Source organism: Nostoc sp. 106C (genome assembly GCF_002154725.1).
Lineage (GTDB): Bacteria > Cyanobacteriota > Cyanobacteriia > Cyanobacteriales > Nostocaceae > Aulosira.
Genome location: NZ_MTAW01000184.1, coordinates 47,556 through 62,110, shown reverse-complemented (window position 1 = coordinate 62,110; position 14,555 = coordinate 47,556). Strand labels below are relative to the sequence as shown.

Below are 14,555 nucleotides of genomic sequence, written 5' to 3'. Positions count from 1 at the left end.
AGTACGATAATGGGCAACTGACACAACATGGGATAATAGCAACCTGAGGATTCCAGTTGATTTAAAAAACAGAACTCAGAAAGCTGATTTTTTATAGCTCCTGCTGCCTTTTGACTTTTATCCTCCTACTGACTTGCTACCTGGTAGTTGATGAAGTAGTGGTTAAAGGACAATTATGGTGATAGGGCACTAAAACCCTTTTAAACCCAAACTCAGTTGCACTGATGCTCTCATGCATCACCTAATCAACAGCCTTTTGGTTGTAATTGTCCAGATTAGAGAAACTCAACTGTTACAATTTATGGAAGCGAAAATGCAAGAACCGGAATTCACAGAAACCAAGTCTTCAGAGACCACGATGACAGATATCAACAATCAAACAGGTACTATCACTAAACTCCAGCCTCCCGTGCAGTCTCAAGAGCAATGGCTAAAATACGGAGAACAAATTTCTGGCTTTTTAGGAACACTGCCTGATTATCTCGGAAACTTCTTTAATCAATACAAGCAGCCCTTAATTTCCGTCGGTTTAATTGTGGGAGCAATTGTCGCGGTTAAGGTACTCTTGGCAATCTTAGATTCTTTGAACGATATTCCCTTAGTAGCACCTACCTTTGAGTTGATTGGTATTGGTTACTCCGCCTGGTTTGTTTATCGCTATTTACTCAAAGCTTCAACTAGGAAAGAGTTAACCAACGAAATTACAACTCTCAAATCACAAGTTGTGGGTAAAGGTTCTCCAGAGTAATGTATAGTTGACCACAGCTTTCAACCTAATGTGTATGCTCAGTGCTGCTGTTAGGTAAATATTAGTGAAAGTGGTTACAATGCAGTTTAGCTGTAGCCGCCACCCTCAAGGGTGCGGCTATGAAAACTTAGATCAAGACTTTAGCCTGTGGACTTATCAGAACCCTGTTGAATGTGGTGTTGCAAAATCAAAAAGTACTCAACCACTTTCACTTCTTAATACTCCTGGATTGACTGCGGCAAGCGGACAATATTTTTAGAGGGAATTTCCTCAAATCGCCCCATTCTAACTAAAGCTTGATAGACCATAGCAGCTACCTCAGCACGGGTAGCTTCTTTGTTTGGGGCAAATACTCCCGGATCGGGATAATTGACAACCAGTTCATTGGCTGTGGCAGATGCTATCTTAGCAGTAGCATATTTAGGAATATCTTTAGCATCTTGATAAATTTTTAAAACCGTCTCTGGGGATGCAGGTGTTTTGAGATTCAACCCGCTAACCAAAGCTACTAAAACTTGCACTCGCGAAATTTTTTGTTCTGGTTGAAAGGTTTGATTAGGGTAACCTTTCAAAAATCCTGTACTGATAGCCTGGTTAATTGCTGGAGTTGCCCAAAATTTTTCTTTGACATCTTTAAACTTAAGCGTATTTTTAGTAGGCTTATTTTCAAACGCTTGTTGCAGTATGGCAGCAAATTCAGCACGTTTTACAGGCTGATTTGGTCTAAAAGAATAATCTGGAAAGCCCTTGATAATACCACGGGAAGAAAGAACATTAATAAAACGTCGACCCCAAAAATCAGCCGGTACATCGTTAAATGCAATAGGTGGTGGAATTATTGACTTTTTCTTCGAGGGGGTCACCAAAGAGAATGGTTTTGGTATGACTTTGCTAGATAACGGCAAAGGTGCTTGTTCTTGTGCGGGAAAGCTTGGGGTGATATGAGTGGGTGGCAAAACTGAAGTGGAAGGCACCTGGTCAATAGTTAGTGGAACACTACTAGGTTCAACAATAGGTGTAGACAGAGGTGATGGTAAGGTACCTTGATTTGGTAGTTGCTTAAGCGTAGGAGAGGGTAACCCTTGATTTATACCAATATTAGGTGAGGCAGTTGGAGACAGTACCCCGTTTAAATTCCAGCCAGAGTCCTTACGGGACAATGACCAAAATAGAATTGTGCCAATAGTCGTGAAAGCAACCAGAACGGCTATAAATTCATCAAAGCCAAGGGCATTTTTTTGTGATGACTCAGGATCGGGAGGTGGCGTATTTGTCATCTTAGGCACCCTAATAGCATAAAATCGGCATCTAAATTTAATTAAACAATTAAATATTAATACCCAAATTGGTTTTGTGGAGCCTTTGTGACTGCATAATTATAATTTGAGTTATAAATTTAAATGTAGGGAAAACCACTCTCATTTCAAATCAAGCAGTCCTTCTTCTTTCAACTTAGGATTAAAGCGAATTTGCATTTGGCAACCACGGGTTTCTAATACAGCTAAAATATCCGCCTCTACTCGACGTGCTACATTTTTCAAAATTTTTATTTGTGCTAATTCGTCATTGACTGGCTTTTGATAATTTTCCCTTTCTTCAGTTGTCATTAGTGCTTTAACACCGATAGGATTGATCCATTTTTCTTTGTGTTTGCCATTACCTAACGGCATAGTGCCATTTTCAGCAATCCAAGCCTGCTCGATACTTTCTAAAGCAGTACGGCTTGGACGGTCAATAGTTTGAATTTTCAACCAATAGCATTGTTGTGGCTGACGTACTAAATGCTGCTTGAGGCTGAGATAAACATCACGAGAATAGCCTATAAATTGCAGTACTCTTTCTTGGTCAAAAATTGCGTAAACTCCAATTTTACCCTGAAATTGTTCCGGTAGTTGGCCAGTATCATCTATGTAAGGAACATATTCCAGTGTTGCCAACGCACGAATATTTGTTTCAGTATTCATAACCTAAATTCATAATTTGTAGTGAACAGTAAATCGGAATTACCCAATTCGGTATATTGCACACAAGCGACTGGGGTGAAAAACCTTAGCATTAAACATAAAATTTGGCGGTACGTTAATGATAGCGTATTCGTCAGATGTATGATATTTTTCAAAGTCTGCCGGCATTCCTTTAGGAGTGCTTAAACTATAAGGAACTGGCTGAAAAAGTAATTTGGTAAATTCGACTTTTTGACATTGTAATTGTTGACAAATCTGGCTAATAAAGTTTTCATTTGTTAATAATTTGAATAAATTTTCTTGAGCTTGGGGTTCAAGAGTAAAACTACTATCGAAGTTCTGGACAATTTTTAGAGGCATTTTGAAACTGGGGATTAAGCACTGAGTGATAATACAACTTAAGCGACATTTTACCAGTCGTCGCCCAACAGACAAAGTCTGTATTCTCGGAATACTAAGACGACCTGTAGCAAAAAATCGCTTTAAGTTCAGCTTATGGGATTATGTGACCTCTTCAGCAGTCTCTAGACTGAATTTAATAAAGAAATCCTCTGTGGACATGAAATTCAAAAATTCAATCTTTCAAACTCTTATTCTCTGCGCCTGTGCGTCTGGATGTGATCCTGATACCGATTTGAAAAATGATTGCGACCGATGAAAATCTGAAACGCTTATCCAATAGATGTTTCACAATCCGTCTTGGAAAGTTTGCTCAAGTCGGGAAACCCGCCCACGCAACGCCAGTTGCTACAACGGAGGGAACCTCCCTCCGGGTTCACCAGTCCCCTACGGCGGGAAACCCGCCTTCAGGGCTGGATTCACCGCAACGCACTGGCTCAACTTTCCGCAAAATCTAAAATCCAAAATGCTATGATACCGATTTAATCAATGATTGTGTCTCATGGATTGTCTTAAAGTAAAAGGCGGGGTTTCCCCGCCTCTACTTATGCAACGCCGATAAAACCGTTATAATTTTTGAATGTGATCGCCTTAAGCCTTAACTACCTGTAATCTGGCAAAATAATTTTCATGCTCACTACAGGATTTGCAAGAGCTGTTTAATTTTGGTGTCTTGGCGTTGCTTAAATTTCTCAGGAAAATGAAACTCAATCGCAATTTTACCGTTGGGTTGTTCCTCTACTGCGGTAATTTCTGCCACAAAGCGGCTAGCTTGTGGGTTATCTGCGTCGTGATTTAACAGCAAACCCACAAGCGGTTTGACCGTTCGCATGGTGTGCCAGTCCTGTTCCCTGAGTATTCTGTTAGAGGATACGGCTTTTGTATCTTCTAACTCTAACCGTAAACCTGTAACTCCTAGTTCGGTTGCAACTCCAGAGAAGAAGTGACCATCCCAATAAAGTTGACCGAGAGTTTGTACTTGCTTGCGTACCTTTTTACGGCTGGGTTGTTTGATATCGCGTAAAGAACGAGTCAGACTAGTAGCCAAAAATCCAAAGGAAGCCATTGGCTTGTCTGCATACTGCCGCTTTTGGGAATACCATTCCCGGACATCAGAATATAAAACTAAAGTTAAATCATCAAGTTGGGCAGGATTAGGATTCACAAAATCCACTGCTAAATGTGTTTCTGTATCGTTAGCCGGGGAAACACGGATAATCCGTGCTGTGAGGGTGACTCTAGCGGTAAAATCTCCCATCACTTCAATTTCTACTTCATCTGCTAAATTGGGCCAAGATTCTAAAGAAATTAACGCCCCGGTTTCTGAGATATTTATTGTTTCGCCCATAACTACTTGGTCGTTACTCGAAATAACCACATTGAGGCGTCGTTGTAATCGGTGTGCAGAACGTACTTGCGGTTGTTCAAAGCCAACTAACAAAGCAGCTATCAGCAAAATTAGGTTAAAACAAGACCACATCGTATTGACTAAGACAGCTTGCCAATCTTCAGGGCGTAGTAGTAGCCAATAGGGGACAGCCAGCAAGGAAGCAATCACCACCCCAGTTACCAACAACAGATTGCGCATCGATTCCCAGTCAAAGATTCGTTGGGTAACAGATACTCCTTTATCAGTAACGTTAAACGAACCCAACTTGGGATTAATCAGCGCCAACAAAGTAACCCACCCAGCCTGGAAAGCCATTGCAAATTCAAAAATTTCATTCCAGAAAGAGAACCGGACGTGTTTGTAGATAATATAATTGGCTGACAAAGAGAGGATGATATGTGGTATGGCGTAGGCCAATGTTTCTAAACCTAAACCTTGGACAGAGTTAATCCCAAATAATAAAAATAAAGTGGGAGCGATCGCATATACTAATCGGGGATATCCATATAAAAAGTGCGAAGTTGCGCTTAAATAACAAATTCGCTGCGCAAATGTTAGCTTCAGTTTGCGGTTAAAGAAGGGATTTTCCAACCGCAATATCTGCGCCATTCCCCTAGCCCAACGTACTTGTTGTCCTACATAGGAAGAAAAGGTTTCTGGTGCTAAGCCAGCCACCATAATTTTGTCGTAGTACACCGACTTGTAACCTTTAGAATGCAACCGCAAAGCAGTATGACAATCTTCTGTAACCGTTTCTACGGCAATTCCCCCAACTTCCAAAGCATGGGATTTACGGATCAATGCTGCTGAACCGCAGAAAAAGGAAGCATTCCAAAAATCGTTACCTTTTTGTAGCACTTTATAAAACAGTTCATTGCCCACGGGGATTTTACCGTGAGTAAGCAAATTACGCTCAAAGGGGTCTGGGTTATAGAACCAGTGGGGAGTTTGCACAAAAGAAACTTTCGGGTCGAAAAAAAAGCCCACTGTATGCAATAGAAATTGGCGTGACGGAATATGGTCGCAATCCAAAATCATCACTAAGTCGCCGTCAGTTTTGCGAAATGCGGTGTTGATATTGCCAGCCTTGGCGTGGTCATTATTATCCCGCGTCATGTGTATACAGCCGAGTTCTTCGCACATTTGCCGGAGTTGTTCTCGTCTGGCGCTGAACTTTTCTCGACGTGGGTCATTTTCCTTGTACTTTTCCGGGCGACCATCATCCAGAATATAAACCTTCTTTTTGCTAGCAGCATAATCGCAAACTAAGGCTGCTAATGCGGTCTTACGGACAATCTCAACGTCTTCGTTATATGTTGGGATGTAAATATCAACGTTGAACCATTCTGCTTCTGCAATAGTAGATAAATTAACTGGCTGACGTTCTTTAATTTTGAGAGTTTGAAAATATGCCAACACCAAGGTCAAAATGGCGTAGAGTTCTGCTGCAAATAACAGTAAACAAGCAATACTATTCACCCACCCATCAAAATTCAGGGTGTAACTGGTGCGGTAATATAAATAACGCAGTGTTGTCACCAAACTCAACCACACCATAAATAGATGGTAATAATGGCTGATGTCAGCAGAAGATTCTTGATTTTCAGCTTGTATAACTAACTGACCAACTAACACTAAAAAGACGGCAACTGCACCCTGCTGCCAAACTTCTATTGGCGTGATAATTAATGGCACCGAAAGCAACAATAGCAGCGCAGCCAAAAACTTCAACTGGTTTCCACCCATGTTGTCGAGAACACGCTCAAAGAAACTGGGAGTCAGGTCAATAAGCCATTTAGTTAATTTAGCGCGCTGGCGATCGCCTGGTTTACGAGGTGGTCTGTATGAAGAAGAAGACATTTGTAATGTTAAACTTTTAGTTGTGAAATTTGAGTTTTAAGTTGCAAATTTACGCAGATAATTATTTGTCAGAGTCGCGGAAATTTGCATTTTTTACTTCTTCTCGTCATTAGATAAACGTTTAATATACAACTGAGAAATGCCATAAAGCAAAATTGAGAAACCAACAACTCCTACAGGTAGCAATAGCCAATTTTCTTGAACGAGGCGTGATACCTTACTCAGGAAAGTGGTTTTTTCCCAGCGCTTAATAGAAGGAGCACTTTGGAAAAAATCTAATTGATAAGCATCGGGATCGTAGGGAGCAGGGTTTCTTTGGTCGCTACTAATCAGCACCGTATCTTTTTTAAGTTGGAAGAACCACGAGTCTTGATTGAGGACTTGTCGCACTCGTTCTAAACCAATTTCAGATTGAGCTGTCAAAGCCAAAATCACGCGATCGCTGTTCCAAGGAGAGATAATTTGCTTGATCATCCCTTGCCCATCCTGAGGGGTTTGAATTGTTGCTTGGGCTGATAAGCGAGAAAATGCTTGGCTTAAGTTCAAGCCGCTAGATTGAAACACATCAGGAATCGGAAACTTTTCCCGTGTGCCAATTCCTACTAAATGGTCATTATTGCGGACTGTTTCAGGTAATGTATCTGGCGTGTAAACATCTAGTTTGACTGCATCCGCTTGGCTAAGTCGTCCTAGGCGATCGCTAAATGCCAGCAAAGTTAACACATCTGTAGTAGCGGGGTTTTGTGGTAGGATAATCGCCGTTTTTGACAAATCCTGAGGCGCAGTAAACGGAAACCCAAATTTCAACAGGTTTAGATCTGGTAAATCTGCTGAGATTTCTCGCCGCAAGTCGAAACTAGTATCAGAATGCACTGTACCTGTGAGTTGCTGATCCGGTGGCTGAAGACAGTTTTGTTTATCAAACGGTTCTCTGGAATTCATCCGGAAAAACACTTGCAGTTTAGAGTTAGGCTTAATCAGGTTTTCCGGCAAATTTACTTTTAGGTTTTTGCGATTTGCGCCTGATTCAGAATCAAGACGTGCTCCCCCAATGAATACGCCATCTAGTAGCACTTCTACAGCAGAGGTTCTGGGATTAATTTGCGGCCCGTAGCTGTAAACAAGGTTCATCGAACTACCCCGAACAAAGCGATCATCAGGTAAAGCACGGAAATCAATATCAATTGGTGGTGCTGCTGCACCACGTACAGTTACATCAGCAAAAGGCTGACCGTTTACTTGGGTTTTAATATCGCTGAGTTGAAATGTATTTTTCTCTGGTAAATAACGAGGCCATTGGCGGAGTCCAGGTGTAAGTGTCTCCTGGAGTTTATCAACTAAAATTACCTGACCCGTACCCATTTTCCGCACATCAGGCTGGGTCAAAAACTGCACTGCCTTCGCCACAGCTTTACTACTATTACCAGTAGCAATTAATACTGGAATATTACTTTTATCAATGCGGGAGATCAACAATATCCCTGTGTCTTCGGGTATCGGGTTGTTATCGCGATCAAGAACTTGAGAGCTAATAACTTTGAGAGGCAAATTCTTCCAAGTAGCTAAGGCAGGTTGTTCGCTTGGTGTACCTATAATTACTAAGCGTTGGTTCGTCTTCACATCTGACACATCAGACACCAAGCTCGTCTCTATTGGACGAAAATCTGCAATTCTACCTAAGGTTGCTTGTAAGCGCGCTGCGGGAGTCAGCCAAGATTGACTCACCTGGCTAGGTTGGAGGTAAACAATTTGGTTGGTATCTAAGCCTAGTTCATCAAAGAAAGGATAGGGATAGCGACTAAAATTGAGGGGAATCTGCTGTTGTTGGAAGTTAAAAATTAATTTGGAATCTGGCAGAATTTCTGTCCACAAATCCGGACTATTAGGATTACTACATTCTAGAGAGTTATTCTGCTGGGCGACAATTGTTAATTCGTTATAGTCCTGAAGTAATTTCGGTGGTATGTTCAACAATACTTGACCGATTTGAGACTGTTTCCGGTTCAGCGGTACACTACCGACACTAGTGCCATTAACTAGCATAGTCAGGTTAGAACGACTAGCATATAATGCTGGCGAGTGTTGGAAACGGATTAAAGCTTTCACCTGACCCCGATCGAGTTTCCAGCTACGAGGACGGGTAAAGGCAAGGCGAGCTTCCGAATAAACTCCCCGCAACCGCATACGATTGCCCACAATCGGACTGCGATTAAATTCTAAATTGTAAGTTATCAGATTTTTGGCATCAGCACCTTCTGCGAGGGCGTTTGTTTCTAACTTTTGTGTACTCCTACTTGCTGTATTTGCTTGTGCCAATAAAACTGACTGTTGCAGATTGTTATCTTTGCTCTGAGCATTAACATTGAATGATGAATCAGGAAATAATAAAAAGCAGGAAGTAACAATAATTACTTTTGTGCCAGTGGGTAAAAGATGAAACAACTGCTTCATGGTAGTGTTTGATGGTAGATATACGGATTTTTGTTTTTAAATGCGATTTATTAAGTGAAACTGCTTATTAAACTTGTAATTTTTATATCTCCTATTCTTTTTGGCTAAACAACACAACCTCCAGCTAATTAGCTTTAATTAGCTGTTTCGGCATTGACTCTGGAGGCAATAACCCTAACCAAGCTAGGTTTTGGGTGTAATATGCTGAGTGTTCGCCCCAAATTCCTTGCTTGTATTGAGGTAATAATTTTTTTTGTAGTATTTCTTGCGCTAGTGTTGGTTTAATCAAGCGCATGGCTGTATAAAACATGGCGTATTGGGATGTAGCATCGTAATCTACCAATGCTTTTCCTTGGAGGTCGATGCGTGCTGGTAGGTACGATTGTTGAGTCCACAAATTTTGTAAATGTTGAGTGAATTTCTCTAAATATTGCTGCGCTTGTGGTGAATTGAACCAGACAGCATCAAGTGATAACCGCCACCACACTCGATAAGCATCAAAACCATACAAACTCTTTAAGGCACTAGAATTTGGTGTGGTTTGGAATTGTTTTGTTTTTACATTTAAAGCCACCCAATCACTGGGCAAACCAACAGTAGAAAGCTGTGCTGAATTTTCCAGAACTTGGTAGCTGCTTTCTACTAAACTCAACCAGTCACGTGCGGGATCGACTTGTGCAAATATGCGAAAAGCATAGGGAGCAAGATAGGAAGGGTTGAGGTAGAGGGTAGATTCATTCGGAGCAAATGCTGACGTAGGGCCAGGAAGCAGATAGCGTTTTCCGTCAGGACTGGAAATGCTAGAAAGTTTCCACAAATCTTGCAGTTTGATTTTTGCTAGTTCCATGTACTCCGGACGATTCCAGCGTCGTGCTGCAAAAATCAAGGCAGTAATGGCATCAATATCGCCATCACTGGCAAAGGTGCTGTCAATGATACCCCAGCTACCATCTTGTTTTTGTCCCCATTTCCAAGCCCACAAGCTGTCTGTAGGTTTACCATTCTGTTGCCGCATCAGGTTACTTTCTGCCCACTTTAAAGTCAGAGCAAAAGTTTCGGGATCATCGATGAGTACGGCTCGCAACATGGCATAAGCTTGACCTTCACTAGTGGAATGATCGCTGGCTTCATAGTCAATTACTCGCCCATCACCTTGAATAAATTTGCGACGGTAGCTGTCCCAGCTTTCGGCTAGTAACTCCCGATTGGAGGTCGATTGTGGTAAAGCTGCCAAAAACACTGGCATTTTTTCACTACTATTTACATTAGAACTAGAGACATTGGCTACTGGAGTTGGATCGTTTGGTGTTTTGGGATTTACGACTAAGACACAGGCATATAGGCCGATTGGGCAAAGAAGAACTGCCACTTTTGGGAGGTACCGCATCCTAAGAAGTGTTTGATTTGTGAAACGTTGGTAAAGGGTGCAGGAAGCAAAAAAGCAATGCTAGAATTTTGTTCCTTTTCGCGTAACCTGCCCTTATTGTTCCCCTGAGGTAGTTCCCAATTAACTGGGGATTACTAATATTCCGTGAAGAAATTTAATTTTTACTTCGGCGTTGTGGATCTTCCCAAGGTGGTTGAAAACCTCGCCGCAGAAGAAAGTCCTCTTGTATTTGCTGCATCTGGCGATTTACATCAGTATCGGTTGACCCTTGGGCGATCGCTTCTAGTTGTAACTGTTCTAGCTGTGCCAAGGCAGACAAGGGCTGGTCTAAAATAGCTCTCAATCCAGCCAAAGCGCGTCTTGCATCTTTGTCATCCGGCTTTTGAGCCAACACTTGACTATAAATTTCCTGTGCTGACTCAAAGCGGCGTTGTTCAAAGTGAATTCCTCCTAAAGCGGCCAGGGCATCTATGTTATCTGGTTGCTGTGCCAAAATATTTTGATAAGCAACATTGGCTAAATCCAAATTGCCAACAGCACGAGCTAACTCTGCCTGTAACTGGTAGGAGTCTGGGTTGTTAGCCAAACGGGCAATTAACTGTTTTACCCTTGCTTGGGCTTGACTGGGATTGCGTTGTGCTATGACCTGCACCAAGCGTAGTTGCAATGGTATGTAGCTAGGATCTATTTGTAATAGGTAATTATATAAAGCTTCTCTTTGGGGGTCGGTAGGTAACACTCCCACTAAACTGTATAATTCTGCTGGAGTATTGCTTGCAGGCTGTGTTGCTAACCAATTGTTGAGAACTGCCTCTGCTTCTGGTTGAGAAATCCGCTTGGCTTGATAAGCGATACTGGCACGTCCTAGCTGAGTTGGCAAATCTTGAGGATTGCGAGCTAGTAATTGGTCATACGCAGCCACAGCTTCATCGAGATGTTTTTGTTGCAATCGCACACCAGCAAGCCCCCGCAAAGCCGCATCAACAATATCACTACTATCGGGACGGCTGCTAAGTACAGCTTGGTAACGTCGGGCGCTGGCTTCTAAACTACCTTCCCGGCGCTCAATTTCTGCTGCAAGTAATTGCGGGGCAAGATCTTTATTACTTTTATTACTATTGGTGTAAGCTGCCAAGGCTTGCCTAGCAGCATTAAGATCGTTTCGCTGTATATACATCTGAGCTAGGCGGAAATTCAAGAACGGTGCATTTACTCCTGTTTGCAAAAGATTTTGGTACACAGGTAAAAATTCTGCATCGGGGGCATCAATATTTACCAAGGCATTAGCTAGTTGTTGCTGTTGCGCGCGGTCAGTGGGTAAGGGTTGCAATACAGCAGCCAAACGCTGTCTTAAGTCATGTTTAGCAAGCATTCCTAGTTGAGATTCCAAAGCTAATTGCTGTACAACCAAACTGCGATCGCTCGGAAACTGTAAAGCTGCCTGTCGATAAAGTTGCAGTGCTGTTTGCCGCCCTTGGGGGAATCCACTATACACATCAGCGACTTCTCGCAGCAATGTAGGGGAAGGATTGGGAGTGTTTGTCAGCGCCTGACGATAAAGATCGATCACTTGCTGTGTCAGAGTGGGGTTGTTGATCCGTTTGCGAATTTCATTAAGCGATCGCGCTAAGGGTAAAATCGCATCTGCTCTACCTTGTAATGGATCTAATATTGCTAATGCTTGTGCTTGCTGTTGATTGGCAAGGTAAGCAATAGCTAGTTCCTTACGAGTCTCAATGGCTATGGCATCGAGAGTCTTTGAGCGCTGTAACTGCGCTTGTAAAACTTGTACTGCCCCTGCGGTGTCCCCGGTTTCTCGTAAGGTGCGACCGTAAGCTACCGCTGCGTAACCGACAATAGGTTTTCCAGTGGCTTGGTAACGGTTAAATAACTCCAAAGCTTGGGAAAATTCACCACCATAGCTATAAGTTTGGGCAGCACCAATTACGACCTCTGGCGTTGGGTTACTTGCCAGTACAGGTTGGTAGTCTGCTATCGACTCTGTAAACCTTCCCTGATATGAGTAGAGTAGAGCACGGTATCCGAGAGCTTCTAGGTCATTGGGATTCGACTTCAGTAAAGTAGTCAAAGCTGCAATTCCCTGTACTTGCCACTCAGGACGATAACTGCCCAGTAAACCAATTGTCTTTAGAGCTAGTTGATTATTGGGGTCTACGGCTACTACCTGTTGATAAGCACTCCAAGCTTCCGCAATGCGTCCAGCGCGGCGATAAGCGATCGCTAATCCTAACCTTGCTTGTAAAGATGACGGTTGGCCCTTGAGCGCTTGTTGGAATGTGGTAATTGCATCATTTACCAACCCCTTATTTAACAAGGTAAAACCTTTTTTTACCAATGTCGATGAACTTTGTGCTTGGACTGAGGCAGTGTTTCCCAGTGGTGGCAAAGTTACCACATAAGTAAAAAGGGTCAACGAAAAAGTCAAAAGAGAAAGATGTTGAATGATATTACCTTTTGGCTTTTGGCTTTTGCCTTGTTTATTGTGACTCATCGAGCAACTCTCCCGCTTGGAGTTACATCAAACTCTGATTTGACTCTGACACCCACAACTGTTTCTGAGAAATTATCGCGTCCTTGAACTGTAAAACCTAGCCGCAGATTAGGAATAAGTTGAAAATCGTAGTAAAGTTCCAACACATCTGGCCTATCTCCACGACGCAGGCGATCGCTCGATAAAGCACGTCCATAAGCTAGCCCTAGGCGATCATCTCGGGTAAACAAATCTAATAAGCTGGCTCCTAAGATATAGGTATCTGCACCCTGTCCTAGGTCGCGGTTTTCGTAGCGACCGTAGCGCCCAAAAACACCTAGTTTCAAATTAGGAATAAAAACTTCAGCGTTCAGACCGTATGCTTCTTCGCGATCGGTTTTGATCGGACCAAATTCATTATTTCCCCTAGCAATGCTATAGCTTTCGGCAAAGCTATCCCGAACACCAGCATCCCGATCTGAGGCATAAGTACCACGAATAATGGCATTCCCGTAACGAACAGCAACTTCTCCTGCAAATCCATCTAAGGAAAAGTCACTGATTTTGTCTGCTGAGGAAAAAACTGCTGCTTTTGCTTCAATATTGTCTGTGACACTCCAGTTAACTAACAAAGCGGGGCGAGAAGCAATCCCCGTTGCTGCTAATGCTGGGTTGGTTTGAAATACCGGGTTAAAAAATTGACTGGCCCCATCTTTGGCAAAACTATTACGGTCAAAATAAGACGTTAAATCTATCTGACCTACCACAAACCGCAAATTAGGGATGCCGGCGATGGAAGTGGCTAAATAAAGCTCGTTGATGTTCAAACCCTCTCGTCTAGAATCATCAAAGCTGCTACCTTGACTAGTTAAGTCTAAAGTCGCTCCAACTAAGGCTTGAGGAGAAAGTGGGTAAACTCCCGTAACTCTTGCCCGTGCTGAGGTATCACCTCCTTGAGTGACATAGACACCTTGGAGTTGTAAAAAGGGTTCTCTTAAAGCACGGCTAGTGAACACAGGATGCTGTTGGCTAGTTATTGTTTTAGGTTGTGTTGGCGAAACAGAAGTTGGAGGTGTCAGTAGTTGATTAAATGTTGGCGTTGCGGTGGTGACATTAGATTGGGGCGTAGTATTTGTATCTGGAAGTGGCGGTAATGGGGCTGCTTGGGAGTTAAGTAGCTGATTAAAAGTCGGTGCTGTGGGTGCACTAAACTCTTGATCTGCAACCTTACTAGCAAATGGCGGTAATGAGGCTGCTGGAGAGCTATCTACTTGTCTCAACAATCCCAAGCCGAGGTCAGAGGTCTCTCCATCAGCTGCTGTGCGTATTACATTTGTTGGCTTTGGAATTTGGAGTGTAACAGATCTTGGTCTCACCTGCTGTTGAATAAAGCTAGTCTCCTGTTGCTGGAGATTATTTACTGGTTGCTGTTGCACAGCTTTTGGTATCGGATTGACCAACGGTGCGTAGGCGTAGCCCGCCGCAGGCATCCCCATACCATCTGCTGTTGGTGGCGGAGGTACTGTCTGCAATTTTGGTACTGATTGACCCTTAGGTATGGATGATTGCGGTACTGGTAACAAGTTTGTATTGCTCAGTTGGAAATCTTTAGCTTCTTGTTGATTAGGATCTACTTGAGCTAAAGATGCTTCATTCACAGCCAATATCCAAATAATCGAGACTGCGACGCTACTCAGCAGTAAATGCACCTTCTGGGGCTGTTGTGCAAAAGTAAATCTAAGACAATTTAATACTTTTTGGCTCATGAGCCTAGTTGAATTTACAAGTAAGTCTTTACTTTATTTGATGTTGCCACTTTAGCAAAGAATCTGAGTATTTACCTCTATATAAACAGATTTTATAAT

The 14,555-nt window shown here is 42.6% G+C and carries 10 protein-coding genes; 2 read left to right on the top strand and 8 right to left on the bottom strand.

Features of this window, described 5'->3' with window-relative positions:
• The first annotated feature begins 313 nt into the window (after positions 1-313).
• A complete protein-coding gene (locus tag BV375_RS27725) occupies positions 314-748 on the top strand; it encodes a CAAD domain-containing protein (RefSeq protein WP_086766663.1) in 435 nt (144 codons plus the stop codon).
• A 215-nt stretch (positions 749-963) separates the two neighbouring features.
• Here the strand turns inward: BV375_RS27725 and BV375_RS27720 are convergent, their stop codons facing one another.
• The 3 genes from BV375_RS27720 to BV375_RS27710 all read right to left on the bottom strand — a co-directional run bounded on the left by BV375_RS27720 (position 964) and on the right by BV375_RS27710 (position 3,072).
• Positions 964-2,025: an S-layer homology domain-containing protein gene (locus BV375_RS27720; RefSeq protein ID WP_086766463.1), complete on the bottom strand. Its 1,062-nt coding sequence runs from the start codon at positions 2,023-2,025 to the stop codon at positions 964-966.
• A 141-nt stretch (positions 2,026-2,166) separates the two neighbouring features.
• Positions 2,167-2,712, bottom strand: a complete 546-nt coding sequence (locus tag BV375_RS27715; protein WP_086766461.1) for a GIY-YIG nuclease family protein — start codon at positions 2,710-2,712, stop codon at positions 2,167-2,169.
• A 39-nt stretch (positions 2,713-2,751) separates the two neighbouring features.
• Positions 2,752-3,072, bottom strand: coding sequence for a hypothetical protein (locus BV375_RS27710; protein ID WP_086766459.1), 321 nt, complete (start codon positions 3,070-3,072; stop codon positions 2,752-2,754).
• Positions 3,073-3,353: 281 nt separating this feature from the next.
• Between BV375_RS27710 and BV375_RS36300 the strand changes: the two genes are divergently transcribed.
• On the top strand, positions 3,354-3,569 hold the full coding sequence (locus BV375_RS36300; protein WP_143842231.1) for a hypothetical protein: 216 nt from the start codon (positions 3,354-3,356) through the stop codon (positions 3,567-3,569).
• Between the two features lie 179 nt (positions 3,570-3,748).
• Here the strand turns inward: BV375_RS36300 and bcsA are convergent, their stop codons facing one another.
• The 5 genes from bcsA to BV375_RS27685 form a co-directional block, all read right to left on the bottom strand.
• A complete protein-coding gene (gene bcsA, locus BV375_RS27705) occupies positions 3,749-6,361 on the bottom strand; it encodes a UDP-forming cellulose synthase catalytic subunit (protein WP_086766457.1) in 2,613 nt (870 codons plus the stop codon).
• 93 nt (positions 6,362-6,454) lie between these two features.
• On the bottom strand, positions 6,455-8,812 hold the full coding sequence (locus tag BV375_RS27700) for a cellulose biosynthesis cyclic di-GMP-binding regulatory protein BcsB (protein WP_086766455.1): 2,358 nt from the start codon (positions 8,810-8,812) through the stop codon (positions 6,455-6,457).
• 124 nt (positions 8,813-8,936) lie between these two features.
• Positions 8,937-10,199: a glycosyl hydrolase family 8 gene (locus tag BV375_RS27695; RefSeq protein WP_086766453.1), complete on the bottom strand. Its 1,263-nt coding sequence runs from the start codon at positions 10,197-10,199 to the stop codon at positions 8,937-8,939.
• A gap of 154 nt (positions 10,200-10,353) precedes the next feature.
• Positions 10,354-12,711: a tetratricopeptide repeat protein gene (locus BV375_RS27690; protein ID WP_086766452.1), complete on the bottom strand. Its 2,358-nt coding sequence runs from the start codon at positions 12,709-12,711 to the stop codon at positions 10,354-10,356.
• The gene (locus tag BV375_RS27685) at positions 12,708-14,456 is read right to left on the bottom strand and encodes a carbohydrate porin (RefSeq protein WP_086766450.1); all 1,749 of its coding nucleotides are present in this window, start codon (positions 14,454-14,456) and stop codon (positions 12,708-12,710) included. The genes BV375_RS27690 and BV375_RS27685 overlap by 4 nt, the downstream gene beginning before the upstream one ends.
• Positions 14,457-14,555 lie beyond the last annotated feature (99 nt).